Here is a 26,260-nt window from a genome sequence, read left to right on the forward strand (position 1 = left end):
ACACTCCTTTCGTTAGATGTTCAATTTTTCGAGTTGACGTTCCGCCTCCTCGATCTCTTGGGACAACTCTGCTTCCCGCTCGCGGTCTCGCTTAGACCGAGTTGGGGGTTGGTCGTTCGCAGCGGGATCGTACTTCTCCAGCCCTTGGCGTGCTTTCACGACCTCCAGGCGAAGCTGTTCGAGTGTCTGCAGTTGCTCGTCTACATTGGGTGACCGATTGAGTTTCTTTGCATCCTCAATCTGCTTCTCAATCGCTGTCCTTGACTTCTCGAACTTCTGCTCTGCCACACGCAACCGAAGTCGCCAGTAATGCAACGCTATACGTTGGCGGTCGATATTATCGCGGGGCTGGTTAGCGACACTTACACCAGCGGGATTCTTGTCACGTTGGCTACCATCCTCGTAGTACAACTTGCCCTTGAATTCGACCGGCTCGCCATGCTCCTTGTCGAACTGGGCAGCGACCAAAGAGAGCTGTTCATGCCGCGATGGCAACGGTGGTACAGAAGTGTAGGAATCTGCGGAACCGATTCGCTCTTCAAATCCCTCGGGTGGACGATAATGTCCTTTCAGCTTCCAGTAACGAACGGCCGCTTGAACTCGCACCTTTGGGTTAGGATCGGGGCCGCAAATTCGACCACCTAGTGCCTCGTCGCGCCAGGCACCGTTTTCAAAGATAAGTTTTCCGTCTTTGTAGACAGGATCGCCCCCATTCTGTGCGTCGAACTTGGCGACTTGCTGTTCCAGGTGGAGACGCATCGTGACGTTAAGCATTTAGAAACTCCTCAACATGACAGATGAGTGCGATTGAAGTGCACCAACCTTCGTTCTACGCTTGCCGCAGAGCCACGCAGCTCCCGCAATCGCATTGGCAAGATCGTCGTGGTTTCCTGTTGCGTGGTCGACTATATCGCGGCTGCCTGACCGAGCACGACGTTCTAGGAACGACAGCTGATCGACGAGACGTGATATGTCAGGCAGTTCGATCCGCTTTGCCGATAACAGCGGTAGCAACTCGATGTAGAGTTGCGACTTAGCGAACTTGCATTTGTGGTAGCGAACACCGTGCGACTTGAACGCCTGCTCGACGAATTCGGCTGAGTAGGCATCGCCAGTCACGTTGCTCACACCGTACCGTCGTAGTTCTTCGCCCATCTCACGAATGACGTGGTACGGATTGAACGGAGGTCGCCACACAGCCAACCGGTCGATGACAGTGTGGTGGCGACGACGATGAGCGATGGCCAGCGTGGCGTCATCGTGACGACCGCCCGAGATGTCCACGAATCCATAGTACTTTCGGTCAGTCGGCTGCAATTCAGTGCGACCTGCGACCACACAGGCTTCAACAATTTCGCGACTGACGAAAGCGGCAACATCGTCGCGGAACTCGCCGAGGTACTCGGACTTGGCAGACGCTAGGTCCTCAGCTAGGGCTGCGTCGACAATCGACTGGGGCAGAGTCGGATTTAACGAGCGACTAGGGGCGTTCACCACAAGTGTGGAAGCAAGATTGTTGCCAAAACACTTTTGCCACTGACTGAAGGCCCATCCACGCTTGGCAAAGGGACTGCTAATTGCGATCAGGCGTCCGCCTGTGGTCGACAACCCAGGCAAGATCGCTCGCACCAGTTCCGTGTCACTCTTCACCCTCGATTCATCGCTGCAGCCGAAGAATGCAACTTCGTCGACAATGGCAGCGATCAAACTGAAACCTCGCACCATGCGGTAGTCACCAGCCAAAATGAGAATGCTGATTCCATTTTGCAGTTCAATTTCGTTCTTGGTGGTGCGAACAACCTGCTTCCGGAGCAATGGCGTCGACTGCAAGATGGCATCGATGTAGTCCTTTACTATCTTCGATTGCCCGCGTGTCGGTGAAATCACAGCGACCACACCTTGTTCGCCGCGATGCAGTTTCTTTTCGTGGCCAGCGATCAGCGATTCGTAGCCAGCCACGACCGATGCAATACGTGACTTGCCGGATCGACGACCAGTCAAGAATAGCGACTGATGAAAAACACTCTCTGGCAGTTGTGAAGCGTCGCGATCGGCAACATCTTTGATGACCTGACGACCGGTCCGGGAACGAATTGGCAATCCGTATACGGCTCGCAGGGTAGTGAGCCAACCTGACCAACTAGAGAGGTCGCCACCATCGTCGAGGAACCGACGAAACAGATTCTCGTCGTGGATGGCTTCAATGATGTTCACTTTCTGGAACTCTTCACGTAGTTGGCCAAGTCGTCAGTGTCGTCCGAATCGTCGTCAATCGGTTCGATGCCCAGTTGCGACCATATCTTTTGTTCTGCTGCGACCAGTCGGGAGAACACCACCGGGTCGATGAACTCGCCCTCTGCCTGCTGAAGTTCCATCCGCTCGATCAGCAGTGCCATGTGGATCGCTCGCTCGCAAAGTTTCTCCTTGGCGTAGGTGTCAGCTCCCGTCTCATCAATCAATCGCTTAATGCGGCGTTTGATCTCACGGATCATCGATTGCCGCTGATCCGCTTGGTCGTAGAACTTGGGGACAAAGCGATCGGGCACCGTGGCCTTGTTCTTTGCTCGTCGTCCGGCTCGTGTTGTCGGCTGATTTGTCGGCATCTGGTAGGTAGTGGGTTTCGCAAACCGTGCATTGATGTTTTTTGTTTTATCGCTTACTCGGAAGGTGGGTAAATGCAACGGACTATTGGCCACCAACGGGTTCCCGGTTCGCCGCAAGAAGCTTGTAGATCGTTGTGCGTGAAAGTCCCTCGGACCTGGCGATGCCCGATATGGGAACACCTTTCTCGAACAGTTCTAGCACTTTGCGTTCAGCCTTCTTGATCCTCTTGTGACGACGACCCTTCTCCGAGCCACCCCACGGACAGGTGCCGCCATTGGCGTCGCGAGCTGCCTTGATGCCGTTGCGTTGGCGCTCCAACGACACCTCGCGCTCGAATTGTGCGACCGATGCGAGCACACCAGCCATGAGCCGCCCTGCGGGCGTTGTCAGGTCGAGTCCGTCCTTGAGGCTGACCAAGCCAATACCGCGGTCAATGAGATCTGCAAACAGCTTTGACAGGCTCACCAGCTTGCGACCAAGGCGATCGATTCTCCAAACGACGATCGTTGACACCTTTCCTTGCTGCATGGCAAGATCGAGCTTCGCCCAGCCGGGGCGCTCATTGGGTTTCGTCTTGCCGCTGACCACGTCGCGGTACCACACGACTGGCTCTGATTGTTGGGACGCCCAGACCTTGAGGTCGGCTAGCTGGGAATCGTGTTTCTGCTGGTCGCTACTGACGCGAGTGTAAATCGCAATGTGCTGCTTTCGTTTTGGCATCGCAGGGGCTCCTGTGGTTGGGTCTCCCGCGCTGTTGAGCGTCAAGCCGTCAAATCACCCGGCTTGTACGAACGACACAGGAGGAGGCGGTGCAGGGGTTCAATCGATGAAAGTGATCATTCCGTGGGATTCGCGTTCGACGACCTCGCAGGTGTGGGCGTAGTCGCCGCTTGTCGCATCCTCCAGGAGGTCAGGCCACTCTTCGTCGCGTCCCTGTTCGGTCATCAGGCGACGAAATACGCCCAGGATGAAGAACACGTTGCCTTCGGGGCTGCCTCGATCGATGGTCATTGCAAGTTCCTCGTGTGAATGGGGGGTAGTGTTCTTACACTATCGCATTATCACACGGGACCTCAGTGAGCGCAATCGTGTGTACCTGATTTCTCACAGGTCACACGAACACGCGACGTGCAGGAATCCCGGGTTTGAAGTTTCAGGATTCAAAACACACGATTTTGGACAACCCAGGTCTAGGTCCGAAATGCAATTGAGTATGGAGTCGCTTATTTCGATCCCATGTTGCATCTATCATGCTGCACCGACTGAAGGAGCTTCAGGTGGGCGATGTCGGTTGTTAATAAGTCGTACGAATTGCCTGAACGGTTGCGCTTTTCCCATCTCTTCAAAGCTCACCAATATATTCGCATCTGGGATGAAGCGATCGGGCGACGTTTCCCAGTCACAAGCAGCGGCAAAGTAGATCTGGCACTGACGATCGTGGCGACGTAGCTCTTCTTGTAATTTTTGATAGTAGCGAATATTGACTATGTATCGCACGGCGGCACAGTTGGTCAGCCCATACGGGATGTATCCTTCGTTATCGAAATCTTCGTCTGGGATCAGGCCAAGCGGTAGCTGATGTTCTTCTGCCAATTGACGAGCGAGTGGAAGTTCTTTACCTGCCTTTACCCCGCCTACCCGATGGCGACTCTCTTTACACGTGTAATCACCGTCCTGCGGGATGAGTACTGATTTATGTTTCTCTGCCGCGAGCTTCCAAGTCGTTCCATCTACGCTGTGCCACCGGTGACGCCAGATGGTCTGGGCGGACATCACACCAAAGCCGTGCAACCTGATATTGTCGCCAGCGATCTTGAAGCAGTCCTCTAGCCATTCTTGGCACTCTGGCTTATTGAGATTTCCTACCAATCTCCCGAGGCCGATGAATTCATATCCTTCGTCTATGTACCGGCGTAGCTCATTAGTGTTGGTCCCAAAATGGACAACGGGAACGGGACGTAGGCCGTGTTGCAGTTCCAGGTAGCGTTGGTTTCTTCTCGTCAGAGTGGCATTGCCAATTACGTCGAGGTTGGCATAGGCTGTGACGCGGTCTCCCCATTGGTGCAGGAATGTGGCGTACCTTTCCAGGTAGTCCCAGTATTCCGTTGAGTGGTAATAGGCTTCGGGGCCACCACTGAATTTTTCCGACGCCTGGACCTGACTGTAAGCCCCGCTGTCGAGGAGCAGTTGATTGATGGGCATGGCGGGTGCATCGTACCAGGGGCACACGTCGCGGAAGACACCATCGAAGAACTGTTCTTCGCGCTGCCACTTCGCTTCATCCACTGTCCGAGCCAGCTGATAGTAGTAGTCCTCACGGTGGCATTTCAACATCGCCGCCATCGTGGGATACTCGGCTTCTGGGTTATACGGCTTGCTTCGCTCCTTGATGAGTTTGACTACATTTTCCAGATTGCTTAGAGACTCCAACTCTTCTTGCTCCAGAAAATGCCAGCCTTCGTACAGGTCACGGTACTGCTTGGACTGTTTGCGCTGGAAGCCAAATTCTGCCCACACCCAAGCCTCGAACTCGCCGTGCTTCAGTTTTTTCTTCAGATAGATCAAAGCACGCCCCATCTCCTTGTAGCAGAGAAATTTTTCTACATTGTTCTGCTTGGCACGCAGGTAGTACTGCTTGGCCGTGGCTTTGGCTGCCTCGACGTTGGCAAACTCAGCGGGCTCGGGCTGGGAATTGTTACGTGGGCGAAACATTTGCTCGCCGCTAATCAATTCGACTACCTCTTTTAGCCAATGTCCGGTGGGGCCTTGGCTCAGCCCCTTAAGCGGTCGCCGTACCTTAATCTTGAGCCGTGACAGATGAGGCTCAATGTTAGCCCAGTAGTCCTCGGGGGCGAGCATCAATACGCAGTGAAGGTCGGGCACCCGTTCAAGTAAATCGTGTGCGACTCTCTCGCCCCACTCTTTGTTTTCCGGCTTGGTGGCCTTCGGCAGCTTCTGGTCGTACGGCTCTATGATCTCATGTGGGGCCAGCAATCCGTGCTTAGCCGACGTGATAAACCAGGAACCGCGTCCTCCTGCCGTGAGCCATTCTGAAATGATACGTTTCTTGCAAAAACCATCGGACTTGTCGTACAGGTCCTGTGCTGGCGCGGACTGTGAACGCTTCTCCTTGGTGCAGGACACCAATACTGCATATGACATGACAACAACCTCTCCGCTAGGGCGTGCTCCGTCATAGAAGCTACTTCCCAGCCTAATTTGGCACGACGACTCCGCGTCGTGTTGGTTAGGGGTTGCCTAAGCCGATCGAGCGATCGGTGCCGAGCGGGCCAGAAGTAGCCAGACACTTTGTGATACCAGAGTGGTGCTCGGGGGCACAAGCGAAAAGCATAGCAAGTTGGTCCGCAAAGTCAAGATGCGGAAAGAAAAATCCTTCGTGATACAATGCAAGCCAAGAGTAGGGTCCTGTTAGCGAACACTAGTTAGGCATGAGTCCGGTTAACGCGGAGCACAAGAAAATGTCCGAATCTAAATCGACAACTGATAATTGGGGGAAGGTGGCTGTAGTTATCTCACTACTTGCGCTGTGCGTAACTTTCCAGCAACGAACCGAAAGTAACCGCAACGATCTTGAGGGCAACCAAATAGCCAGAGAAGGAAATGAAATTGCGGTTAAGGCGACGCCGGATTACTATGCTAGTCCTGAGGACGTTAGTTATTACTACAGCAGAGAAAGGTCATGCCGAGGACATGCGCCGGGATCAAATGAGTGCACGCCGGGACCAAGTACGCTACGAATGTATGTGGTAAATGAAGGTGGGAGTCCCGCCAGAGACATTGAATTGCTGGTGTGGCCGCTAACCAATTCCCCAAGTATAGAGTCGAGCCACACAATCACCACAACAGATGTAGCAAACGGCAGGAAGCTAATCAAGCTAAAGCAACTTGGGCCGCACTCTGAAGCTTTCGTTGAGCTTGTCGATAGTGGCTTCGACGAGTACGCTATACTCGCCATCAGCACAAATGGCGACAAAAGCAAACATATCTATCAGCACGTCGCAGAGATTGAAGACGCACGGTTTGAGTTTGGCCAAATCCCCTGCGAAAGGGATCGTTGTCGTGAGTGTGCAGGGCACAAAACGCTGAACGCATCAGGTGTGAACTTGTCGGCACCATTTATCCGAACGCGTGCCCGAGAAGTCGTCTATACACCGGCGCTGAATAATTCCATGTAGATTTACTTCATCGCCGGCGCCGCAGAGTTTATTCTTCTATCTCTTTGAATCGAGCCAAAGCCACGGCCATAGCCAGTAACAACAATACGCATAAATTGGTGGCGGGCGTCCGCCTGCGGCGGGGGCCGGTTCGATCCCATCCCATATACCCATGCGAATTGACAGAACATCAAATTCAACAACGCTTTGCGTCGTTGAGAATTGACTATTCAGAATACCCGCGTGATGACGGGCTCGTGGAGCATCATGCGTTCGTATTGTTCGACCATCACTTCGTGTGCCCGATCCACGTCCGCACGCCGAACTACCACGGCATCGTGAATGCCAAGCGCAGGGATGTTGTCCTCGGCGAGCGATGCAAGCACACCCTTCATAATCTGTCCGTCAACGGTCATCAGCTGCACACCGAAGCCCGAAAAGAAACGATCATCGATCGGCGCGTGGATTGTCATCAAGCGTGACACAATGTCCTGCACTGTGACATGGTCCCAAACATTCATGACGCCATGCAATGCATCCCGCTTTGGATGCTCGGACAGGACGTGTGCGATGCTCGAATGAGCTTTCTCTCGTGTATCGACATTCCAGCAGATGTTGGTTGCCTGTTTCACGAAATCGCGGACAACGGCTTTCTGCTCATCCGTCGGATTGCCTTTCTCGTAGAAAACCGGAAACACACGTTCCGGTTGGTAGATATCTCCCTCGGGGTCGAGACCGGCGTAGTGATACAGCATCCGCGTTGCCATGCCCGAGTAATCGAGTTCTGCGGTGGGTTGGCCGTCGATCAGCATTTCTTGTCGCTGCTGTTTCGACAGATTCTGACCTGACAGCGCCGACCAGCTATACAGGCGACAAGCGCGGAAGAACTTACCGACGTGGATTTGGCGCAAGCACGGATTGGGTTGAAACGCAACCTTGCGGCCGCTTTCGGGATCGGTGAGGTACGCAACCCAAGAGTGCTCAAGGTTCCGCTGATTGATGTATTCAATCCGGTCCTCGGTGTGTCGCCAGAACGCCATGCTGTTCTTGATCGCTCGCGGTGCCACTTGGCCCGTTTCGTCACGCTGACCGTATTCCATGATGTAGTCGAAGAATGAAATCGACTTCTTTTGCAGGTCCTCGGGCAGTGGAGTGCCGGTTGCCAGATCGGTGCGACCGGTGTGCAAGTGCACCAGTGCAAGATGCGTGGGGTCAGTAGGTCGTTCCGTATTGCGGGCCAGCTGCGTATCGAGCAGCAACTGCAATTCCCACAAGCCACGAAGCTCAAGTAGCTTGCTCGTGGCACGATAGCGAGTGTTGTAGCCCGATTCTTGTGACCCTTTGCAAACGTCCGCGAAGCCGGCACGGATGATACTGTCCCATACCTGGGTACGCAGTTTGACGCCTGGCAACTTACCGTCCCGATCATCGGCGACGACTTTGCCTCCCAAACCCGTCTGGATCAGCAGGTTGGTGCATTGTGCGGCCAGTTGTCGCTTTGCCTCGAGTTTGTAGCCACGGAGTTCGAGGTGCGGCAGGATGGCGTCGTTAAAGAATGTGATGTATAGCGGTAGCAAGTGCTGTTCGTGAAAACGCATTGATTCGAGTTCTCGGAAGTGTAGGTTCTTCGACATGGGGCCCTTTCACACATACATCGCTTGCCGAAACGATGCATGCGATTGTGACGGTGCCCGATGAGGCTGCCGAGAGCGAAGACTCCGTGGGACTGGCTGCTTCTCGCATAGAGAATTCCCTGAAGCCAGGAGAATCGACGGGCGATGCGAGGTAGATGAAGATCGGTCTTCGAGGTGTGCTAGCCCGCGGCATCAATTGAGTATCGCTCCCCGATTGTTTCGGTGAACTCAGAGTGATGACAATGTCCCGTACCAATCGGTGGGAATGGCAGGTGAAATGAAATGCCGTATCCGAGGATGGGAACAAAAGTGGTCACGGGAGTGGGCGTATTGATCTCGCCGGGGCCAGACTTCTTTCGTAAAGCACTCGGCCGAGTCTACACTTGGGCCGAAATCGAGCCGATTTGCGAAAAACGAGAGTCGCAGGCGAAGACGGTAGAGGCTCGGGAGCAGACGATAGGGTTAGGCGGGATCAGCAGTCAGAGCGAGTGTCACGTCTGCACTAGCCGGCGGGTTGAGGTGGCGACTTCAGAGAAATCCGATTGTATTGGGAAGGCGATGACTGTTTGAGAAACGCTTTCTAAGTGTGCATCTGTTTGACGAATTCTTGAACAAGTTTTGCAATTATTCCGACAGCCAACACAATCTGAGAATAGACACCCTTCTTTGTTTCAGATACTCGCAAGATGATCTGGGCTGCGAAAGGACCAAGAACAGACTCTGCTAGCTTGCAGAATATCAATATCCCGGTGAAGCACAAATGCACTGCTGTTGGTAACAGGCTCGCAATGGCGATACAGGTCAGAGCCAACTCAACACTAAACTCCGTAATGCCAGGCTTGCGCGTAAAAAGCAATGCACTCAGCATATAAACAAAAACCCGAAACAACGCGCTGGCAATCAAATAGTCAATGACAAGGTACATCAGCAAGCGTGAGGTCGTACGGGAGCGTCTTGCCTTGGTGACGTAGTAGATGGTTAGTTTCCACGAATAGTGCCAGGCTATGGCTACCAAAGAGCCCATGTAGAACACGCCGAGGCACAACTCAAGATACGTGAGGTAGATGAACCCCACAGTCCCATATTCAGATGCGTCTTGCAGGCTGGGGTGGATGCCTCCAGGCACAAAGAAACAGCTAATGATCTGCACCGGCAGAAGCAACAGCAAAATCACTCCTCCAGGCACAAATGGGAGCAACAAAGTGCCAACCACTCGTGATAGTTTTCCTTTGCCAAATTCTCGCATGCCCTTCAAAGTTGCCGTACTATGTTTCAGCGTTCTTCGGATAATAGATGCGTAGCTGAAATCCGAGAGATGGCACCACCAGTCTTCAAGTGTTTCTCGTGTCCTTTGATCTGCTGCCGGCCCCCTATACCAGTCGATAGCCGCGACAACTGTGCAGACCAACGCTACGCACAAAAAGAAACTGTCAAAAAAACCCGAAGCCATGCTAATTGGCACCTGTACTCGGTAGTGAAAGGGTCACTATCGCGACTTGCACTTTCGGCTGCTATCCCCCACAGATACCACACTTCGCCAATCCACCCGCACCAACGCTCCCAGGCACGCCGCTCTTTCTGAGCGTGTAATTGAAGGGGTCGGCCTTCGTACTTCTTCGGAATCGAAAACCCATGATGAGCCTCGCTACGCGTGATCGAGAACATTAGACTTACGGGTCTGATCGATTTCAAGCATAGAAAAGCATGAGTGCTGGGGAGCGAAGTCTGAAAACTAGTGGACTTCACTTACCCGATCCACTTGTCCCTGGAATTGCCTGGATTGCCCAACCGGCAGAGTAATCGGCACGCTCACCAGCATGATCAGCTCTAAAGGTGGTGCCATCGTTGCGTCACCGAATCTCCCCAATTAAGCTAGGAGGTGACTTATCTCTGAGCCTGTCGATGAGGAGCTTTCTCAATGCGACTTCACCTTTCGTGCATCTTGGCGGCTTTGCTTTGGAGCTCGTGCTGCGGCGTTTCCTACCCGCAATGTCCTGTGTACGTCGATCAATGCTGTCAACCAGTGATTATGGAATACCAACCAATCTGCGTTGCAGGCTGCCCTGTGACCTTTAAACCTGTCCAGGAGTGTTGCTTTAGATCAGAGTCTCCTAGAAGGACTCAGATAAATTGGTGCAGTGGTGTGACTCCAACAAAAGCGGCTGACAATGTACCTGATACATTTGACAATACTCCGCTGCCAAATTCGTCAAGCGATCCATCAACACAGCACTGGACTGACGTTACACTCAGAAACAACACAGGCAAGAACCTGCAATTGTGCATGAAATATACAATTACAGGTAGATCTGACAGGCATTCTCCCTGTTATTGGATTCGAGCAGGTGAGACTTTAAAGGTAGCACTACCAGAGTATGTTCAGTCTACGCTCATGCAAAATGGAGAAAGGAAAGTACACCTAGCTATTACCGGCATTGATCCCGAAAACGGCGAGGTTAAGTTACTCGCAGGCTGGGTTGAGACAGACAGCTACCATGCGGTCAATGGTCGTGCGAAACTATCTATTCCCCTGAGGTGGGAACGGGACCGTTAGGCTCTTAATTTCGTCTATCACCAAGAATGTAGCCAGCGAGAGTTCCAAGCAGTCCCATCATGCCGGCAAGCTGGTCTTGATTCCATCCCACGACAATGAGAAACAACCCCGCAAAGACTATCAACGTCAGTGAATAGGCTCGAAAGTACTGATCGGTGAGACCTGCCTTTGATTTGAACATTAAGCCGAATAGCAAACCCATTATAATCAGAGCCAATACGACAAGGGGCCATACGATCCACGGCACAGTCTCACGCCAGAGTTGATATTTCGACTTTGAAACGCAATCTTTTGAACTATTGTCTATTTCTGGCGGATCCTCCATCGCTGGGTCTGCCCTTACGCCCCCCACTTCTTCCGCGGGTTGAGGATCAATCACATCTTCCCCTCTTACAGTTGCAGTGCCGAGCAAAGTGAGAGTTAGTGCCAACAGCAGCAGGGAGTACCGCATTTCATTCCTCACATTTAGGAGAAGCAACGTAAGACAACTGGTGTCTATAGGTTACTTAGTGCCATATGAGGTTGCCATCATAAAAACGGTGTACATCAATCCATATTCTGCAGATTTCCCTCCGATCAAGCTCCGTCAGAACGGCCATAGCAGGCTCCAGACCGTGCTGGCGAACGCCACGCGACAGACATAGCTAAAACCTTGGATCGCGATTACCAAGTGCAGTATCAAGCCTAGGCAATACAAGCGAAAGCATATGTAACGCATCGCAGGCCATATCTGATCTCCGGTATCACGAGCAAACCAAAAAGCACTGGCAAGCTGATCCTCCTTAAACACACCAAGAAAGACTGGCAATGAATGCGGAGCCAAAGCAAGTGTCTCGCCAACACTTCTACCGCTGCTGCTTTTCGACGCCGTCTCTCTCAGTTGCTCTACGTACAGGCCTGGATTCTCGATGGTCGTGTAGAGTTCAATAAAATGGCTAAGGCAAAGATCGCCCAGCTCTAGATTATTCAAATGCAAGATAGCATGAAGCATTTGTTTTGTGATGAATTCGCTCCCCCGTCCCTCGTCTTGGTACTGGCTGAAACTGGTATAGTCTCTAACCAAAGGAGGTGAAAAGGACGTGTACAGCAAAGCCCCAACGGCAAAGCTGACCGCACCAAAATAAAACAACTGCCAGCTAAAAGGCAATCCAACTGGTATCACATATATCTTCGAACCAAGAGTGAAGGTAAGATTCGGACCTATGTCCTTTAGCAAATAGGCCGCCAAAGGAACTACGATGAACCAGATGTAGGATGACCGTACCCAAGTGATCTTGCTAATACGACTTAAGGACGACCAATGTGGCTTATACAGCAAGGAGTAATAGAGCAAGTCTTTTGCAGCCTTCTCTACTCTCCACCATGTCTGAAGTACGAGAGCCTTCGCGCACTTTACGCACAACGATAATACGCTAGCCATCACCATCAACCTGAGGGTCCGCGAACTAGTGGAATGATAGTATTGGTTTTAGTTGGTGTGGAGAAGCCGTGCGCCAGAAGTTCCTCCAAATCCCTTGCCCACTCCTCCAATTCCCACCGGTGCCTCCGCGTCAGTGCATCCAACGCGGGGTCTCTACTTCCGACGCATGCCAGCTTGGGAGACGCACGTGATCGCTTTGCACGGTCGATGTCGCAAAGGCCGGAACCTGATAAAGCCTGAGCGAGACTCCGTCCCGGTTATTGACTCGTAACAACACATTCCACGGCCATCATGTCGCTTGGCGAAGTACACCAAGTAAGTCCCGAATGCTGGCTGAAGAGTGTGTATCCTCACTCGCATCTACTGATCTGCCCAAATCAAGGCCTGAACGATCTGCCAGCAATCGATCGATGACGTAGCGGAATAGAGCCTTCTCTTCATCAGTTTTTGGTTGTGCCTCAAGCAGCAATGCATACTCTAGCCTCTCATAGTAGCTAACCTTGTCAGACGAGTTTCTCGAAATCTGAACCTCCTTAGTCTTTTGTCTGAGTACCGCAGTTGCAGCAGCTAAGAAAAGAAACCCGACCGATACTCCACCTAAAAGAACTTTCCAGTCCCTCTGTACAGAGACATCAACTGTGCTGGGTGTGGCGTTAAGTTCTTTGATTCGTTCCACCACGATGTCCGTCAAGGGCTCAACTCGCCAGTAGATCCACGCACCGCCAAGTGGTCCAAGTAGAGCGATACCCATGAGAATAACCCCCCAAAAATACATGTGGTCAGCCCTGATTAAGGCCTTTTGGAGTGTTGTGTCTTCCCGCAATCTAGCGCGACGAACGAAGTAAACTGCAGCATCCCTAAACGAGGCGTCGCTGGCCAGCCCTTTATCAAGTTCTTTCTTGTTTGCCTCAACGGATTCTTTTGCCGACCGTATATCTAGACCGGTGTACTCTACCAAAGAGCATACTCCAATCCATATGAAGGCCAGAAAGCCAAGGAACAGGATGTCTGCTGGAATATCTGGGGCAAGGGCTTGTGTGTTGTCTTGCCTATCGATCAGGAACATGGCGTACTGAGCAGCGTAGCTCAATGCTGCCACGAGTGCTGAAGTTGCGAGAGCGACGAGAAAAGCAGTCATAAGGGTGGGAGGCTTCTCATCCAGCAACATCTTCAAGGAGAACTGTTCTCCAGCTATCACCCTCGTCCGAAAAGAGATTGCCAAGTATACTACGACTGTGATTATTAGTATTGCAACTAACATTCCAAACCTTCTTGTTCTCTATTACTGCGCTGAATCGGGCACATGCTACCAACATTGTTTGCGTGTCGAGAGAGCTCCATCGCTACCCCTGGTGTCGGCTTCCAATCAACGCAGGGTGCCTGTACCGTGTTTATGCTACCGTTTAGTGCGATATCGACGCAACGACCCGTCTGAAATTGAACATGGCGAACGCTACCCTCGACGATCGAGCGTCGATCGTTTAGCTTCTTCACATGCCGATCCTGGGAGCCCACATGTCGATTGCGGGCGGCTGTCACAGAGCCGTCGAGAGAGCAGCAGAAGCTGGGTGTGACTGCGTGCAGATATTCACGAAGGCACCTCAGCAGTGGCCAAATCCACCAAGGAAAACAGCAACTCAATCTGATGGGTTGTCGACCAAGAACAACAACCAATGGCGGGCGAAGGAACTCACGGACGAAGACGCCGAGCGGTTCAAGGCGTCGCTCAGCGAGCTTAGCATCGCGCACCCGATTGCGCACGACTCGTACCTGATCAATCTCGGCAGCCCCGACGATGAGCTGTGGCAGAAGTCGATCGATGCGCTGGTGATCGAGCTGCAGCGGGCGGCCAAGCTGGGCATTCCGTACGTGGTCGCTCACCCGGGCGCGTACACCACCACGAGCGAAAAGGTCGGTATTCGACGGATCGCCAAGGGGCTGAACGAAGTGCACAAGCAGACCCGCGGCATCGAGTCGCAGGTGCTGCTGGAGAACACGGCCGGGCAGGGATCGAACCTCGGCTGGCGGTTCGAGCACCTTGCGGAAATCATCGACCGGGCGCGCGACCCCGACCGGCTGGGCGTGTGCATCGACACGTGCCATGCGTTTGCGGCCGGCTATGCGATGGAGACCAAGAAGGAGTACCTGGCCACCATTCGCGAACTCGACAAGACTGTCGGCTACAAGAAGGTGAAAGCGTTCCACCTGAACGACAGCCTGAAGCCCTTCGGCTCGCGCGTCGATCGCCACGCAGCGATCGGCAAGGGCGAAATGGGCCTCGAGCCGTTTCGGCACCTCTTGAACGATCGACGATTCCGCAAAGTGCCGATGTACATGGAGACGCCCAAAGGCACCAACGACAAGGGAGTCGACCTCGACGTGGTAAACCTGCGAACGCTGCGCAAGTTGGTCGCCAAGTGAGACACTCCCCCGAACTTGTGCAGTCCGGGGGAGCGTATCCGTGTTGCCCGTAGAGCTATCGGCGACGCCCAACTCCTAGCGCGACCAGCGCCAGGCCAATGCCGAGCACGTAGGTCGACGGCTCGGGCACCGCGCGGAGGCTCAGCAGTTCGAAGTTGACGAAGTTCTGGCCTTCGAAACGGATGTACCCCGTTGCGCTTTCCGCCAGACTGATGTCGGGTGGCGATGCCGGCAAGTCGTCCGACGTGAGCATCGCGCCGTCCTCGTCGAGAGCGTCCAACAGAAACTGCTCGACGGACAGAGCATTCACATCGGGTCCGACCAAGGCGTACGAGACAACGTAGTTATCGCCGCCGGTAGGGAAGGCGTTGTCCAGCAGCGTCAGGTCGATCGTGTCGGCAAGATCCAGGCTCGCTGTGTAGCCGGAACTGACATTAACAATCGACGCGGTAAGGTGACCTTCGTAGGTGCCGACGTCTGGATCGGGGTTCGAGTCCGCTACCGTGTCGTCAAACGAATAGAATCCGGCGACTTGGTCCCCGGGGCTGAAATCGGAGCTGAGCGCCGCGTCGACCGTGGTCACTTCTCCGGTGAATAGATACTTCTGCACGGCTGCATTGGAATTCGTCGCGGCGATCAAGGCCACCAGCACACACACTGCCCACACCATGGATGTCATCTTCATTAGGCTTCCCTCGTAGCGTTGTAAAACTCTGCCCCTGGTGCCGAGAGCGATTCTCGGCCCTAGATTTCACGACGATCCTACCGGCGGGCCGAATGCCACGTCAAGCGTTTCTAGTAGACTACCCGATTGTCCTTAATCCGGAATCTCATGACCGTGGGGATCTTCGGCATCAGCCATTAACTTTGCGACGGAGCAATAACAAGCCGCCAAAGAGCCCGACGCATAGTAATACACCCGAAGGCTCCGGCACCCGACTCAGGGTCAGAATATCTAATCCGAGATAGCCGTCCTCCGCACTTAGCTTGGCGTCCGTGTAGGAGACTTTTGACAGATCGGGAGGAGTCTCGCTTAATGTCAAGGATGGCAGCCAATCACTGTTTCCCGCGAAGCGCAATGACAAGCTATTAAATGGCACTTGCTCAGATAGGGTGGTCACTAGTGGAATAGAAACATCGTAGACATCGAATGAACCAAGAATGCCATCGCCATCACCTATGTACGTGATTTGGTCTGCTCCCCCCTGGCCCAGCATAGCGGTATATCCCGAATCGAATGACACGGAGGCGTCGCGTATGAGACTCTTGTATAGGGTAAAGTTCTCTCGAGACTCTGACGCCGAAGCGGGAGAGTCAAACGCATACGTACCAGAAATTCCCTCGCCAACACGGAACTTGTCAGCGAAATCAGGTGGGACGGTGGCGACAACACCCGAAAAGCTGAATCGTACAAGCCTCGCATCGCACGCTGAGTCAGCGTTGATTACATGCAAGAGAACTGCGAAAGCGATTGCGGCTCGGCGAGTTGCGGACATTGCCCATCCTTGGGTAGAAGCAAGACTCGGGACTAAGCTGAGAACTGAAACTCCTAGAATCGCTCCATCGGACCAACAATAGCGTCGCACAGGCTCGAGCGTCAACGTCGATCGCCTACTCCGGTATTTCACGGCCGTGCGGATCTTCGGCCCCTTCCGGCAGGCGTTCGGCCAGTTGTTCGCGGATCTCGTCATCCAAGAAATGCTCTACACGGTGGGCCGGCTCGTGCACGTGGTCCAGTGGCAAACCGATCTCGTCCACCAGGTAAGTCTCCCACAAGCGGTGCGTCCGCACGAGCTTCGCCGCCTTGGTTCGCCCGCTGTCGTTTAGCAGTAGCCCCTTGTCGTCCATCGCGACATCGCCACGTCGCACCAGCGTGCGCAGTGCATGGCGAGCGGGGAAGCCTCCACCGACGGCCTCCAGGGCGTCGGCGCGGGCGAGACGACGGGTGTGATCGAATTCCTCCACGCGATATAGCATGGCGAGGATGTCTTCGCGAACAATCCGCGCGGAGGTTTGATAGTGGAACCACGCCCGCGATGCGAGTCCGCCGGTGGGCGAGAAGATGGCCGCCAAGGCGTAAACGCCGCCCGACAGCACCGCCATGGTGCCGGGCACCGACAGATTGTACCGCACCGCGACCAGCGTGCCGACGATGCCGACCAGCGCCCCAATCGCACAGGAGAGCGCGACCATCCGTCCGAGCCGTTCGACGCATAACTGCGCGGCGGCCGGCGGGACGATCAGCATGGCCACTACCAGGATGGAACCCACCACCTGAAACGACGCCACCGCGGTGAGCGCCACGAGCGTCATCAAGGTGTAATGCATCACCGGCGCCGAGATGCCGATGGCCGTGGCCAGCGCCGAGTCGAACGTGGTAATCTTAAGCTCCTTCCACAGCACTCCAACGACCAGCAGATTCACCAGCAGCACCGGCAGGGCCACAAGAATCTGCTTCGGCAGTTCGAAGCCGGCGAACTCGAATGTGTCGAGCACCATGATCAACGAGCCTTCGTACACGCAGGCAGCATCCAAGTGCACCTGCGACCCGAACAACTTCAACAGCACCACGCCCAAGGCGAATAGCGATGTAAAGACCACGCCCATCGCCGCGTCGGTCGACAGCCGCCCGTAGTGGTGCATTGTCTGCGTCAGGAAGGTAGTCGCGACCCCCGCCAGCACCGCGCCGATGAACATCGGAAAGATGCTCAAGCTACCCGAGAACAAAAACGCGACCACCAGACCAGGCAACACAGCGTGCGACAACGCGTCGCCCATCAGGCTCATCCGCCGCAGCACGAGGAACGATCCCAACAACGCGCAAGACAGGTTCACCAGCACCGCCATGACCATGATGCGCAGCACCATCGGCAGCGTATCGGGGTCAAACACGTTGTTAAGTGCCAGCAACATCTGTTAAATGGTTCCTAGTTGGCCTGCTGTGGATCAATCGCATGCGGCGAGCGCGGCACCTCGCCCGGCTCGTCGGCCGGCAACCGGCCTTCGGCTCGCAGCGCTTGCTCCAAGTGCTGCACCACCTCGGGCGGAAGCAGGTGTTCCAGGGCGTCGGCGTCGTGGTGCACGTCGTCGGGCGAGCGGTCCCAGCCTTCCACCACGTACATTTCCCACAGTCGGTGAGCACGCACGAGATGGGCCGCGTGGTCGAATCCCGTCGGCGTGAGCCTAAGTTGCGAGCCCTGTAGTTCGATGAGGCCTTCGCGCTCGGTTCTAGAGGTCTGCTTGGCGAGCGTCGCCGCGTCCCAACCGCCGTAATGCCCAAGGCGCTCAAGGTCGATCCACGGGCGGTCTGACTCCGGTGCAGGGCTGAGTTCGTAGATGGCTCGCAATAGATGGTCGCGGACGACCTTCCGTTGCAATTTGTGATGGCTCATCATCCGCGCGATCAAGCCACGCTGCGGCGCCACGAACATCGACAACAACAGCAGCCCTCCGCCAGCCAACACAATCAGTGGTCCGGGAGGAAGCCCAACAGGCGTGCCCGCAGCGGTTTTGCCCAAACCGATGGACTGCACGACGTTCGGAGCGGCAATCATGCAACCGATGATGCCGGCTAGTGCTCCGACCAGCGACGAGATGGCGAGCATCGCTCCCAAGCGATTGGTCCAAAATCTGGCGGCCGCCGCCGGCGTGATGAGCATGGCGGCCATCAGGATCACACCGCAGATGGGAAGCCCGATCACCGTCACGACGGCCACAGCCGCGAGGACGACGAAGTCGAGCCAAAACGTGGGCCAACCCTGGGCAGCCGCGAAGCCGCTATCGAACGACAGCAGTTGCAGCTCCTTGTACATCGCCAGCACAAACACTAGCAGCCCGCCCGCCATGGCGATGATCACCCACAGGTCGCGCGACCGCAAACTGGCAATTTCGCCAAACAGAAACGAGTCGAGCCCCGCCTTGTCTCCTTCGGGATTTGCCTGCAACACCGTGAGTAGCACGATGCCGAGGCCGAAAAAGGTACTTAGCACAATGCCGAGCGCAGCGTCCTCGCTGGTGCGAGTCCAACGAGCAATTGTGGCGACGCACGCCACGCCCAACAGCCCCGCAACCAAGGCGCCCGCCGACAAGGTCAACAGATCGCGCGAATGCCACAGCATGTACGCGCCCGCTATGCCCGGTAGCGCGGCGTGCGCGAGCATGTCGCCCACCAGAGCTCTGCGGCGTAGCACTGCAAACGTGCCCACAAAGCCAGCCGCCGCGCCAAGCAGCGACGCGCCGAGCATGACTTTCCAGATGATGGACGCTGGGAGCATGGTAAGTGGAGGGTGGCCACCAGTTTCTACTGTGGCGAACGGCGGCGGACTGCTTCGGCGGCTTGGTCGAGAATCGTCAGGCGGCCGCCGTAGGTGCGTTGCAGGTTTTGTGGGGTAAACGTGCTGTGCATCGACCCACACGCCAAGAGTCGCATGTTCAGCAGGATCACCCAGTCGAAATACTCTTCAGTGGTCTGCAGGTCGTGATGCACAACGAACACGGTCTTGCCGGCCGAGCGGAGGTTCTGCAGCATGCGGAGGATGGCCGCTTCGGTGGCCGCATCCACGCCAGCGAACGGCTCGTCCATGAAGTACACCTTCGCGTCCTGGGCTAGCGCCCGCGCCAGAAATACGCGTTGCTGCTGTCCGCCCGATAGCTGGCGGATCTGGCGATCGGCGAAGTCGGCCAACTCAACCTGGTCGAGGCACTCTCTGGCGAACTCTCGCTCGCGATGACCGGGCCGGCGGAACCAGCCGAGTTTTCCGTAGGTGCCCATCAGCACTACATCGATGGCGGTCACTGGGAAGTCCCAGTCCACCGTTTCACGCTGCGGAACGTAGCCCACGATGCCTCGTTGTTGGTAGTACGGCTTGCCATAGATCTCGACTTTGCCGCTCGCGAGCGGCACCAGGCCCAGGATGGCTTTGATCAACGTCGATTTGCCGGCCCCGTTGGGGCCCACGATGCCTACCAGTTGTCCTTCAGGCACGGTGAGGTCGATGTCCCACAACACTGGCTTGCGGCGGTAGGCCACGGTCATGTCGTGCACTTCGAGCGCCGTGGTGACATCCGTGGCGGCGGCCTGCTGGGGCTCGGCAAGGTTGCGGTGCATCACGGCTGCTGCTCCCCTGCCAGCCCGTCGACGATGGCCGACACGTTGGCCTGAATCATACCGACATACTCCTCCGCTCCCGAACCGGCACCGCCCATCGCATCGGAGTAGAGTTCTTCACCAAGGCGGACCTCGTGCCCTGCCGACTGACATTCCTCAATCAGCTTGTTGACCAAGCGGGGCGACGTGGACGACTCGACGAACACGGCCGGCACCCGGTTGTCGACCAGAATCTTCCGCACCGCGTCCAAGTGGGCGAAGTCGGCTTCGTCGTCGGTGCTGATGCCTTTCAAGCCAATGGTCTTCAGCCCGTAAGCCGCGCTGAAGTAACTAAATGCATCGTGAGCGGTAACCAATAGCCGTTGCTCTTGGGGAATGGTCTCGAGTTGGGCGCGAACTTCAGCGTCTAGTTCGTCGAGTTGTTTGCGATACGCAGACGCATTCGCCCGATAGTCGTCCGCCCGCTGGGGGTCGAACTCGCACAACTGCTCGGCGGCGTAGTCGACGCAGTCGGCCCACAACGACACGTCGTGCCATACGTGGGGATCATGCACGCCGGAAAAGCCAGTTGGAGAGAGGAGCCGCGAATCGTGGTCTGCAACCAGTCGCCCAGTGAGCGGCACCACCGGCTTGCGACTGGAGAGTTGCTCGAGCGTATCGGCAATCTTCCCTTCCAGATGCAACCCGTTGTAGAAGATGATGTCGGCCTGCTGCAGCTGCAATATCACCGAAGGCTTGGTGCGGAACAGATGCGGATCGACCCCCGGCCCCATGAGTGCTTCGACCTCCGCATGCTCGCCAGCGATGTTGCGGACCGCGTCGGCCACCTGCTGCGTGGTGCAAACGATCGACAACGGAGGCTGGCCGTCGAATTGCTGGCTCACCCCTTTAGCCGAGTGAGCCGACTCCGAACCAGAGGGCGAGTTGCAGCCGGTGCAGACCGACACCGCCAGCACCGCCACCGCGCACCACGTTTCCCATCGAGAGCTTTTCACAAGAAAACCCTTCGCTTGCCTGCTTGCTTGATATTTTTTGACTACTCAAAATCTACTCAGCGGACTACCACCGGGTCAAGTGGAACCAGTCCGCTACGCCCCGCCTGCGGTGAATCTCACACGGGCGGCGATGGGTCTCTCGACGCAATCCCTACAGCCCCACCCGGCAGCGGTGGTTTGGTGCGCGTCTGGGACAGCGGAAAGTTTGACGGCTATTTTCCAGGGCAGTACATTGCAGATGCCGTGGTCCAAACTGGAGTATGCCGCGTGTTTCCCTCGTTCGTACCTTCGGGCTATCGCTTCTGGCCGTTTGCGGTTGGCAATCAGAAATCCAAGCCGATGAGCATCACCTATATCAAGCGATACCGCATGGAGGTCGACCTCACCAGGCAGACTCTCTCGCCGCCTCGTTTGCCGGCCGGATATCGCTTGCGGGCATGGTCGAGGAATCTGGTCGAAACGCACGCCGAGACGAAGTACTTAAGCTTCCACGGCGAGTTGGATGCCGCCGTGTTCCCCAGCCTCGGTACCCCCGACGGATGCCAGCGATTAATGCAGGGCATCTCCAGCGGCAGCGGCTTTGTGCCCGAAGCAACTTGGCTCATCGAATTCATCGATCAGCAAGGTCGACGTGAGCCGTGCGCTACGATTCAAGGAATGAACCTCGACTATCAGTTTGGTTCCATCCAAAACGTGGGGGTCGTTCCCTATCATCGTGGCCAAGGCCTTGGTTCGGCGCTGATCTTGGCGGCCCTGATCGGATTCCAACAAGTAGGCCTGGCGCGCGCTTGCCTGGAAGTCACGGTGCGCAACAAGAACGCCGTGCGACTCTACCAACGCCTCGGGTTCCGCCGCGCTAAGACCATCTACAAGTCGGTCGAAACCGCCCACGCCTGATCGCACGGCATGACGTGGTGCTCACCAGGCGGTTACCGTCTTTAAGCTGCAGAGCGTTGCTCTCATACGCTCAGGTTTCGAAGCGCACATCGGTCGATTGGCGTACCTTCCATTGCAAGTCTTGCTGTGGAAACTCACATCTGCCAATTGCCATGCAGTCGATGTGAAAACCCGCCGTAGCGCTGATTGATGTGGCTAACCCTTCGCGAATGCGAAGCGGCAAAATTGAGAGCACTTCTCGCCACCACTTCTCACCACGACAACGATGCGAGCTTGCGCGTTTTTGCTCTGTCGAGCAGTTGATGGGTGTTTGTCGAGTGAAAGTCGACGTTTATGCGGAAAGCTTTTTTATTTGTCGACCCGCAGTCGATAGCCCGTGTTAACCACCACCACGATAATTACCGCAAGCAAAGGCAACACGTTAAATGCGGCACTCCGAATCGGCATCCCGCAGCACCACTTTTCGTTGCCCGGTATCCAACTTTCCTTTTGCGTTGAAAAATCGTATGTACTTCTATCCTCCCCCCAAACTTCACCCCCAGGCATCCACGGATGGCATCACCACGATGATTGATGGTCCCGACCCGGCAGACTTGCCAAACCACGAAGTCCCCACTCGTCCCATGCTGATTTGCTCTGCGACAAACAACTTCGTCCACGAACTTTGTAGCCTCGCCAGAGACCAAGAGTTGCAGGTTGTTTCTTGCACCGATCTCTCCAGATTCACCTCAACCCTGGCGGAGGAACAACCTGGCTGCGTGATCCTCGAAGGTTCGGACGAGTTCATCAACCGAGCGCTGCGTTTGTTCGAACTGATGGACAACTGCGACGCGACGCTCTTCGTCTGCACTCCCAACGAGTCGGTGAACCTCAACGTCTCCAGGGCGCTCAAGCACCCGGTGGTCGTGGTCGGAGCGCCGCGAGATCTCTCCGAACTTCTCTTCATGGCGCGGAGCGCCAACGCCATCCATGGTCTCAAGCGACTCGCTCGCAAACACCTGGATCGGTACGCCAAAGCCATTGAGCGGCTGAGCGACGCGCAGCGCGACGTGCTGCACGATGTTTGTGCCGGCAAGCCCAACAAGTCGATCGCGTCGAAGCAGCAGGTCAGCTTGCGGACCGTTGAGCAGCGACGCCGACGGGTGTTCGACGTGCTGGGAGTCCCTTCGGCAGGCCCACTGGGGTATGAGGTTGGCTTCGCTGCCGCGCTGCGGTTGCTGGAGACGGCCACCACCAGCGAGCAGGTTTGCTAGCGAATCCACTGGTGCGTGTAGCGTTGTTTCCTTGAGGAAACTGCGAGTAAACCACCACCAACGGCGCTACACGCCCGGGCGGACTGCCGCGGACCGCACTTGCCGGGGCGGGCGGAATGAAGGACATTAGCGGACTTACGCTTGTGTCCTTCACCTCCCTAGAACCAGCAAGATCCGCGTGCCATCCGAATTCGTCCATCGACTCGACAACGGCCTGGTGCTGCTCGGCGAACCGTCCGACGCGTTCCAGTCCGCCGCTTTTTCACTGCTGATTCCGGCCGGCTGTGTCCATGACCCGGCAGATAAGTCCGGCCTGGCCAGCCTGGCGTGCGAAATGATGCTCCGCGGCGCAGGCGACCGCGACAGTCGGCAACTGATCAGCGACTTGGAAAACCTGGGCGTCGAACGAAGCGAAACGGTCGGCGTCTCGCAGGCGAGCTTCAGCGGCGCGACCATCGGCGACAGCCTGCTGCCGGCACTTTCGATCTACGCCGACATCGTCCGCCGCCCGCACCTGCCGACCGACCAACTCGAAGCCGGCCGCTCAGTCTGCATCCAGGAACTGCGTGGCGTAGAAGACGACCCCGGCCAAAAGCTCATGATGGAGCTTCGCCGGCGGCACTATCCCGATCCTTGGGGCCGCCCCAGCCAGGGCGATCTCGGAGCGCTCGCACAACTCACCGCCGAAGACGTCGAACTGTTCTTTCGCGAGCGTTACGGACCGCGCGACGCCATTATCGGTGTGGCCGGCAACTTCGACTGGCAAGAAGTGTGCGACGCAGTCGACCAACTGTTCGGCGACTGGGCCGTGCAGGCCGAGAGCGGCGCAGCGTTGGAGACACCCAACAGCCAACCAATCCATTTGCCGCACGAGTCGAATCAATGCCACATCGGCTTGGCCTTTCCTTCCATTCCCTATCGTCACCCACAGTACTTCGAGGCGTGGTCGGCGGTGGGCGTGCTGTCGGGCGGGATGAGTTCGCGGCTGTTTAGCGAGGTTCGTGAGAAGCGCGGCCTCTGCTACACCGTGTACGCATCGCTGCACACGCAGCGCGATCGGGCGGCCGTGTTCTGTTACGCTGGCACCACGGCCGAACGAGCGCAGGAAACGCTCGACGTGACACACAGCGAGCTAGTGCGTTTGGGCCAAGGTGTCGAGACCGAAGAACTCGCGCGTCTCAAGGCCCGCATTAAAAGCAGCCTGATCATGCAGCAGGAATCGACGTCGGCTCGGGCCAGTTCGCTATCGCGCGACTGGTACCATCTGGGGCGTATCCGCCCGGTGGAGGAAGTGGCCGCCAAGGTCGACGCTCTCACGGCCGAGAGCATCAACACCTACTTGGCCGAAAACCCGCCAGAGTCGTTCACCTGCATGACGCTCGGCCCGCAACCGTTGGAGCTTCCTGATGGAATTTCGTAAGCACCGCCTGGCCAATGGTCTGGAAATCGTGGCCGAGTGCAATCCCGCTGCCCATTCCATGGGCATTGGTTTCTTTGTTCGCACTGGTTCGCGGGACGAAACGCCGGAGCTGGCTGGCATCAGCCACTTCCTGGAGCACATGGTGTTCAAAGGCACGCCGCGTCGCAGCGCGGACGACGTGAATCGCGAGTTCGACGAAATCGGCGCCCACTACAACGCGTTCACCAGCGAAGAAAGTACCGTGTACTACGCCTCGGTGCTGCCGGAGTATCAGGGTGCAGCGCTCGACATCCTGGCCGACATCATGCGGCCTAGCTTGCGCGAGTCGGACTTCGAGATGGAAAAGAAGGTGATCGTCGAGGAAATCCAGATGTACCTCGACCAACCTCCTTACGGTATGGACGACCGGCTGAAGCAAATCTGCTTCGGCGACCACCCGATCGCCAATAGCGTGATTGGCAGCGAGGCCAGCGTCACCGCCCTCACTCCCGAACAGATGCTGTTGTACCACCGCGATCGCTATTCGGCCGACAACCTGTTCGTCGCTGCGGCCGGTAAGGTCGATTTCGACGCGCTGGTCGAGCAGTGCGAAGAACTCTGCGGAGCGTGGGAATCGACCGGGCCCGAGCGGCCCACTCCGCCGGCGAAGATGAAGCCGCAGATCGAAGTGAAGCCCAACACCACTTCGATGCAGGAGTACGTGTTGCTGCTGCGCGACGCCCCGGCGGCCGGTGACGAAGATCGCTTCGCGGCCAAGCTGCTCACCACCATGATGGGCGACGACTCCGGCAGCCGCATGTATTGGGACCTGGTCGACAGCGGCCTGGTCGAGTCGGCGAGCCTGGGCCACTACGAGTACCAGGGCCTGGGCATGTTCTACACCTGGCTGGCGTGCGAGCCCGAGGATACGGCCGAGAACCTGGCGCGGCTGCACAAGCTGTTCGAAGAGGCCGAGCAGTCGGGCTTCCAAGCCGAGGAGCTGGAGCAGGCCAAAAACAAAGTGAAAGCCCGCGTGGTCTTGGGCAACGAACGCCCCCGCAGCCGCCTGTTCAACGTCGGCGGCAACTGGCTGCAACGCCGCGAATACCGCGCGGTGACCGACGACCTCGAAGCGGTGAGCGCCATCACGCTCGACGCGGTGAATGAGGTGCTGGCCAAATACCCGCTGACGCAGCATGCTACCGCGGCCGTGGGACCGTTGGAATCGCTGGAGGGGTGATTCCGAACCACTGTTAAGGGTCACATTGATGCGCTCAACACTGTCATTTGTCTTGGCTTTCGTTGCTTGCATTGCAACCGGTTGCGGCAAGAACACGCCACCGTCTCAAGAGATGCCAAACACTGTTATCGGGATTGATGAGACGTCCAACGAACCACGTTTTACGTTCAAGGCACCAGACGGGTTTGTCTGGAACGAGGAGCACAAGCTCTTTCACCATGAGGAACTGCGGGCCAGTATCACCATGGCTCATGCTCCAGAGCAGTCGCTCGAATTCGTAATCGAAGACTTCTCTGCCGATCGCATGCTATCAGCGAACATGGAACTGCTTGAGAAGGATGTACGGGAGGTGAATGATCGGAAGACACTCCTCGTCAAAGGGAACCGTCTCAACGCTCTCTACCCGCAACAGTTTTGCACCGTCGCCTATGGAACCGATAATGGTTGTGCTCAACTCACGGTCATCTACCCGACGGACCTTTCCGATGAGGTAAAGTCGGAACTAGAGTCCGCGCTGCTCAATTCAACTTATGGAGTACCTAACTAGCGTTGCCACGGTGA

24 protein-coding genes are annotated in these 26,260 nt (G+C 56.2%); 7 read left to right on the forward strand and 17 right to left on the reverse strand.

Translation table 11 applies throughout. The features are described from left to right. Positions 1-12: 12 nt before the first annotated feature. The 6 genes from ACQK2L_RS23940 to ACQK2L_RS23965 form a co-directional block, all read right to left on the reverse strand. The gene (locus ACQK2L_RS23940; protein ID WP_425399567.1) at positions 13-774 is read right to left on the reverse strand and encodes a hypothetical protein; all 762 of its coding nucleotides are present in this window, start codon (positions 772-774) and stop codon (positions 13-15) included. After that, positions 775-2,214, reverse strand: a complete 1,440-nt coding sequence (locus tag ACQK2L_RS23945; RefSeq protein WP_425399568.1) for a hypothetical protein — start codon at positions 2,212-2,214, stop codon at positions 775-777. Continuing rightward, on the reverse strand, positions 2,211-2,603 hold the full coding sequence (locus ACQK2L_RS23950; protein WP_425399569.1) for a hypothetical protein: 393 nt from the start codon (positions 2,601-2,603) through the stop codon (positions 2,211-2,213). The genes ACQK2L_RS23945 and ACQK2L_RS23950 overlap by 4 nt, the downstream gene beginning before the upstream one ends. Positions 2,604-2,685: 82 nt before the next feature. Further along, positions 2,686-3,324, reverse strand: coding sequence for a recombinase family protein (locus tag ACQK2L_RS23955; RefSeq protein ID WP_425399570.1), 639 nt, complete (start codon positions 3,322-3,324; stop codon positions 2,686-2,688). A 99-nt stretch (positions 3,325-3,423) separates the two neighbouring features. Then, positions 3,424-3,615: a hypothetical protein gene (locus ACQK2L_RS23960; protein ID WP_425399571.1), complete on the reverse strand. Its 192-nt coding sequence runs from the start codon at positions 3,613-3,615 to the stop codon at positions 3,424-3,426. A 237-nt stretch (positions 3,616-3,852) separates the two neighbouring features. Then, positions 3,853-5,766 carry a DUF6884 domain-containing protein gene (locus ACQK2L_RS23965; RefSeq protein WP_425399572.1) on the reverse strand — a complete coding sequence of 638 codons (1,914 nt, stop codon included), beginning with the start codon at positions 5,764-5,766 and terminating at the stop codon, positions 3,853-3,855. Between the two features lie 317 nt (positions 5,767-6,083). Between ACQK2L_RS23965 and ACQK2L_RS23970 the strand changes: the two genes are divergently transcribed. Beyond that, positions 6,084-6,800, forward strand: a complete 717-nt coding sequence (locus ACQK2L_RS23970) for a hypothetical protein (RefSeq protein ID WP_425399573.1) — start codon at positions 6,084-6,086, stop codon at positions 6,798-6,800. 209 nt (positions 6,801-7,009) lie between these two features. Here ACQK2L_RS23970 and ACQK2L_RS23975 read toward each other — a convergent pair whose 3' ends face one another. The 5 genes from ACQK2L_RS23975 to ACQK2L_RS23995 form a co-directional block, all read right to left on the reverse strand. Further along, positions 7,010-8,377 carry a hypothetical protein gene (locus ACQK2L_RS23975; protein ID WP_425399574.1) on the reverse strand — a complete coding sequence of 456 codons (1,368 nt, stop codon included), beginning with the start codon at positions 8,375-8,377 and terminating at the stop codon, positions 7,010-7,012. 616 nt (positions 8,378-8,993) lie between these two features. After that, complete coding sequence (locus ACQK2L_RS23980; protein WP_425399575.1) at positions 8,994-9,863, reverse strand: hypothetical protein; 870 nt, start codon at positions 9,861-9,863, stop codon at positions 8,994-8,996. A gap of 1,108 nt (positions 9,864-10,971) precedes the next feature. Next, positions 10,972-11,418, reverse strand: coding sequence for a hypothetical protein (locus tag ACQK2L_RS23985; RefSeq protein WP_425399576.1), 447 nt, complete (start codon positions 11,416-11,418; stop codon positions 10,972-10,974). Positions 11,419-11,553: 135 nt separating this feature from the next. Continuing rightward, positions 11,554-12,387: a hypothetical protein gene (locus tag ACQK2L_RS23990; protein WP_425399577.1), complete on the reverse strand. Its 834-nt coding sequence runs from the start codon at positions 12,385-12,387 to the stop codon at positions 11,554-11,556. A gap of 289 nt (positions 12,388-12,676) precedes the next feature. Beyond that, entirely contained in the window at positions 12,677-13,648 is a 972-nt protein-coding gene (locus ACQK2L_RS23995; protein WP_425399578.1) for a hypothetical protein, read from the reverse strand. Between the two features lie 254 nt (positions 13,649-13,902). Here ACQK2L_RS23995 and ACQK2L_RS24000 point away from each other — a divergent pair, with 254 nt between their 5' ends. Then, a complete protein-coding gene (locus tag ACQK2L_RS24000; protein ID WP_425399579.1) occupies positions 13,903-14,808 on the forward strand; it encodes a deoxyribonuclease IV in 906 nt (301 codons plus the stop codon). A gap of 55 nt (positions 14,809-14,863) precedes the next feature. Here ACQK2L_RS24000 and ACQK2L_RS24005 read toward each other — a convergent pair whose 3' ends face one another. The 6 genes from ACQK2L_RS24005 to ACQK2L_RS24030 all read right to left on the reverse strand — a co-directional run bounded on the left by ACQK2L_RS24005 (position 14,864) and on the right by ACQK2L_RS24030 (position 20,910). Then, complete coding sequence (locus ACQK2L_RS24005; protein ID WP_425399580.1) at positions 14,864-15,493, reverse strand: PEP-CTERM sorting domain-containing protein; 630 nt, start codon at positions 15,491-15,493, stop codon at positions 14,864-14,866. A gap of 169 nt (positions 15,494-15,662) precedes the next feature. Beyond that, complete coding sequence (locus ACQK2L_RS24010; protein WP_425399581.1) at positions 15,663-16,052, reverse strand: hypothetical protein; 390 nt, start codon at positions 16,050-16,052, stop codon at positions 15,663-15,665. A gap of 367 nt (positions 16,053-16,419) precedes the next feature. Further along, positions 16,420-17,721, reverse strand: a complete 1,302-nt coding sequence (locus ACQK2L_RS24015; protein WP_425399582.1) for a metal ABC transporter permease — start codon at positions 17,719-17,721, stop codon at positions 16,420-16,422. Positions 17,722-17,735: 14 nt separating this feature from the next. Continuing rightward, positions 17,736-19,082 carry an iron chelate uptake ABC transporter family permease subunit gene (locus tag ACQK2L_RS24020; protein WP_425399583.1) on the reverse strand — a complete coding sequence of 449 codons (1,347 nt, stop codon included), beginning with the start codon at positions 19,080-19,082 and terminating at the stop codon, positions 17,736-17,738. 26 nt (positions 19,083-19,108) lie between these two features. After that, a complete protein-coding gene (locus ACQK2L_RS24025; RefSeq protein WP_425401124.1) occupies positions 19,109-19,915 on the reverse strand; it encodes a metal ABC transporter ATP-binding protein in 807 nt (268 codons plus the stop codon). After that, positions 19,915-20,910 (reverse strand): metal ABC transporter solute-binding protein, Zn/Mn family, encoded by a 996-nt coding sequence (locus tag ACQK2L_RS24030; RefSeq protein WP_425399584.1) that lies wholly within the window; start codon positions 20,908-20,910, stop codon positions 19,915-19,917. Before ACQK2L_RS24030 ends, ACQK2L_RS24025 begins: the two co-directional genes overlap by 1 nt. Positions 20,911-21,177: 267 nt before the next feature. On the opposite strand from ACQK2L_RS24030, the gene ACQK2L_RS24035 reads away from it, so the two are divergent. The 5 genes from ACQK2L_RS24035 to ACQK2L_RS24055 all read left to right on the forward strand — a co-directional run bounded on the left by ACQK2L_RS24035 (position 21,178) and on the right by ACQK2L_RS24055 (position 26,246). Then, positions 21,178-21,807: a GNAT family N-acetyltransferase gene (locus ACQK2L_RS24035; RefSeq protein WP_425399585.1), complete on the forward strand. Its 630-nt coding sequence runs from the start codon at positions 21,178-21,180 to the stop codon at positions 21,805-21,807. Between the two features lie 506 nt (positions 21,808-22,313). Next, a complete protein-coding gene (locus ACQK2L_RS24040) occupies positions 22,314-23,060 on the forward strand; it encodes a LuxR C-terminal-related transcriptional regulator (protein WP_425399586.1) in 747 nt (248 codons plus the stop codon). A gap of 178 nt (positions 23,061-23,238) precedes the next feature. Next, on the forward strand, positions 23,239-24,480 hold the full coding sequence (locus ACQK2L_RS24045; protein ID WP_425399587.1) for a M16 family metallopeptidase: 1,242 nt from the start codon (positions 23,239-23,241) through the stop codon (positions 24,478-24,480). Then, on the forward strand, positions 24,467-25,699 hold the full coding sequence (locus tag ACQK2L_RS24050; RefSeq protein ID WP_425399588.1) for a M16 family metallopeptidase: 1,233 nt from the start codon (positions 24,467-24,469) through the stop codon (positions 25,697-25,699). The genes ACQK2L_RS24045 and ACQK2L_RS24050 overlap by 14 nt, the downstream gene beginning before the upstream one ends. A 28-nt stretch (positions 25,700-25,727) precedes the next feature. Beyond that, a complete protein-coding gene (locus ACQK2L_RS24055; RefSeq protein WP_425399589.1) occupies positions 25,728-26,246 on the forward strand; it encodes a hypothetical protein in 519 nt (172 codons plus the stop codon). Positions 26,247-26,260 lie beyond the last annotated feature (14 nt).

The organism is Aeoliella sp., from assembly GCF_965227375.1.
Lineage (GTDB): Bacteria > Planctomycetota > Planctomycetia > Pirellulales > Lacipirellulaceae > Aeoliella.

Coding starts and splice junctions, on each gene's coding strand:
- ACQK2L_RS23955 (WP_425399570.1), bottom strand. CDS start 3,324: ATGCCAAAACGAAAGCAGCACATTGCGATTTACACTCGCGTCAGTAGC.
- ACQK2L_RS24055 (WP_425399589.1), top strand. CDS start 25,728: ATGCGCTCAACACTGTCATTTGTCTTGGCTTTCGTTGCTTGCATTGCA.
- ACQK2L_RS24040 (WP_425399586.1), top strand. CDS start 22,314: ATGTACTTCTATCCTCCCCCCAAACTTCACCCCCAGGCATCCACGGAT.
- ACQK2L_RS23985 (WP_425399576.1), bottom strand. CDS start 11,418: ATGCGGTACTCCCTGCTGCTGTTGGCACTAACTCTCACTTTGCTCGGC.
- ACQK2L_RS23995 (WP_425399578.1), bottom strand. CDS start 13,648: ATGTTAGTTGCAATACTAATAATCACAGTCGTAGTATACTTGGCAATC.
- ACQK2L_RS24025 (WP_425401124.1), bottom strand. CDS start 19,915: ATGCACCGCAACCTTGCCGAGCCCCAGCAGGCCGCCGCCACGGATGTC.
- ACQK2L_RS23965 (WP_425399572.1), bottom strand. CDS start 5,766: ATGTCATATGCAGTATTGGTGTCCTGCACCAAGGAGAAGCGTTCACAG.
- ACQK2L_RS23940 (WP_425399567.1), bottom strand. CDS start 774: ATGCTTAACGTCACGATGCGTCTCCACCTGGAACAGCAAGTCGCCAAG.
- ACQK2L_RS23975 (WP_425399574.1), bottom strand. CDS start 8,377: ATGCGTTTTCACGAACAGCACTTGCTACCGCTATACATCACATTCTTT.
- ACQK2L_RS24005 (WP_425399580.1), bottom strand. CDS start 15,493: ATGAAGATGACATCCATGGTGTGGGCAGTGTGTGTGCTGGTGGCCTTG.
- ACQK2L_RS24015 (WP_425399582.1), bottom strand. CDS start 17,721: ATGTTGCTGGCACTTAACAACGTGTTTGACCCCGATACGCTGCCGATG.
- ACQK2L_RS23960 (WP_425399571.1), bottom strand. CDS start 3,615: ATGACCATCGATCGAGGCAGCCCCGAAGGCAACGTGTTCTTCATCCTG.
- ACQK2L_RS24050 (WP_425399588.1), top strand. CDS start 24,467: ATGGAATTTCGTAAGCACCGCCTGGCCAATGGTCTGGAAATCGTGGCC.
- ACQK2L_RS23950 (WP_425399569.1), bottom strand. CDS start 2,603: ATGCCGACAAATCAGCCGACAACACGAGCCGGACGACGAGCAAAGAAC.
- ACQK2L_RS23980 (WP_425399575.1), bottom strand. CDS start 9,863: ATGGCTTCGGGTTTTTTTGACAGTTTCTTTTTGTGCGTAGCGTTGGTC.
- ACQK2L_RS23990 (WP_425399577.1), bottom strand. CDS start 12,387: ATGGCTAGCGTATTATCGTTGTGCGTAAAGTGCGCGAAGGCTCTCGTA.
- ACQK2L_RS24020 (WP_425399583.1), bottom strand. CDS start 19,082: ATGCTCCCAGCGTCCATCATCTGGAAAGTCATGCTCGGCGCGTCGCTG.
- ACQK2L_RS23970 (WP_425399573.1), top strand. CDS start 6,084: ATGTCCGAATCTAAATCGACAACTGATAATTGGGGGAAGGTGGCTGTA.
- ACQK2L_RS24000 (WP_425399579.1), top strand. CDS start 13,903: ATGTCGATTGCGGGCGGCTGTCACAGAGCCGTCGAGAGAGCAGCAGAA.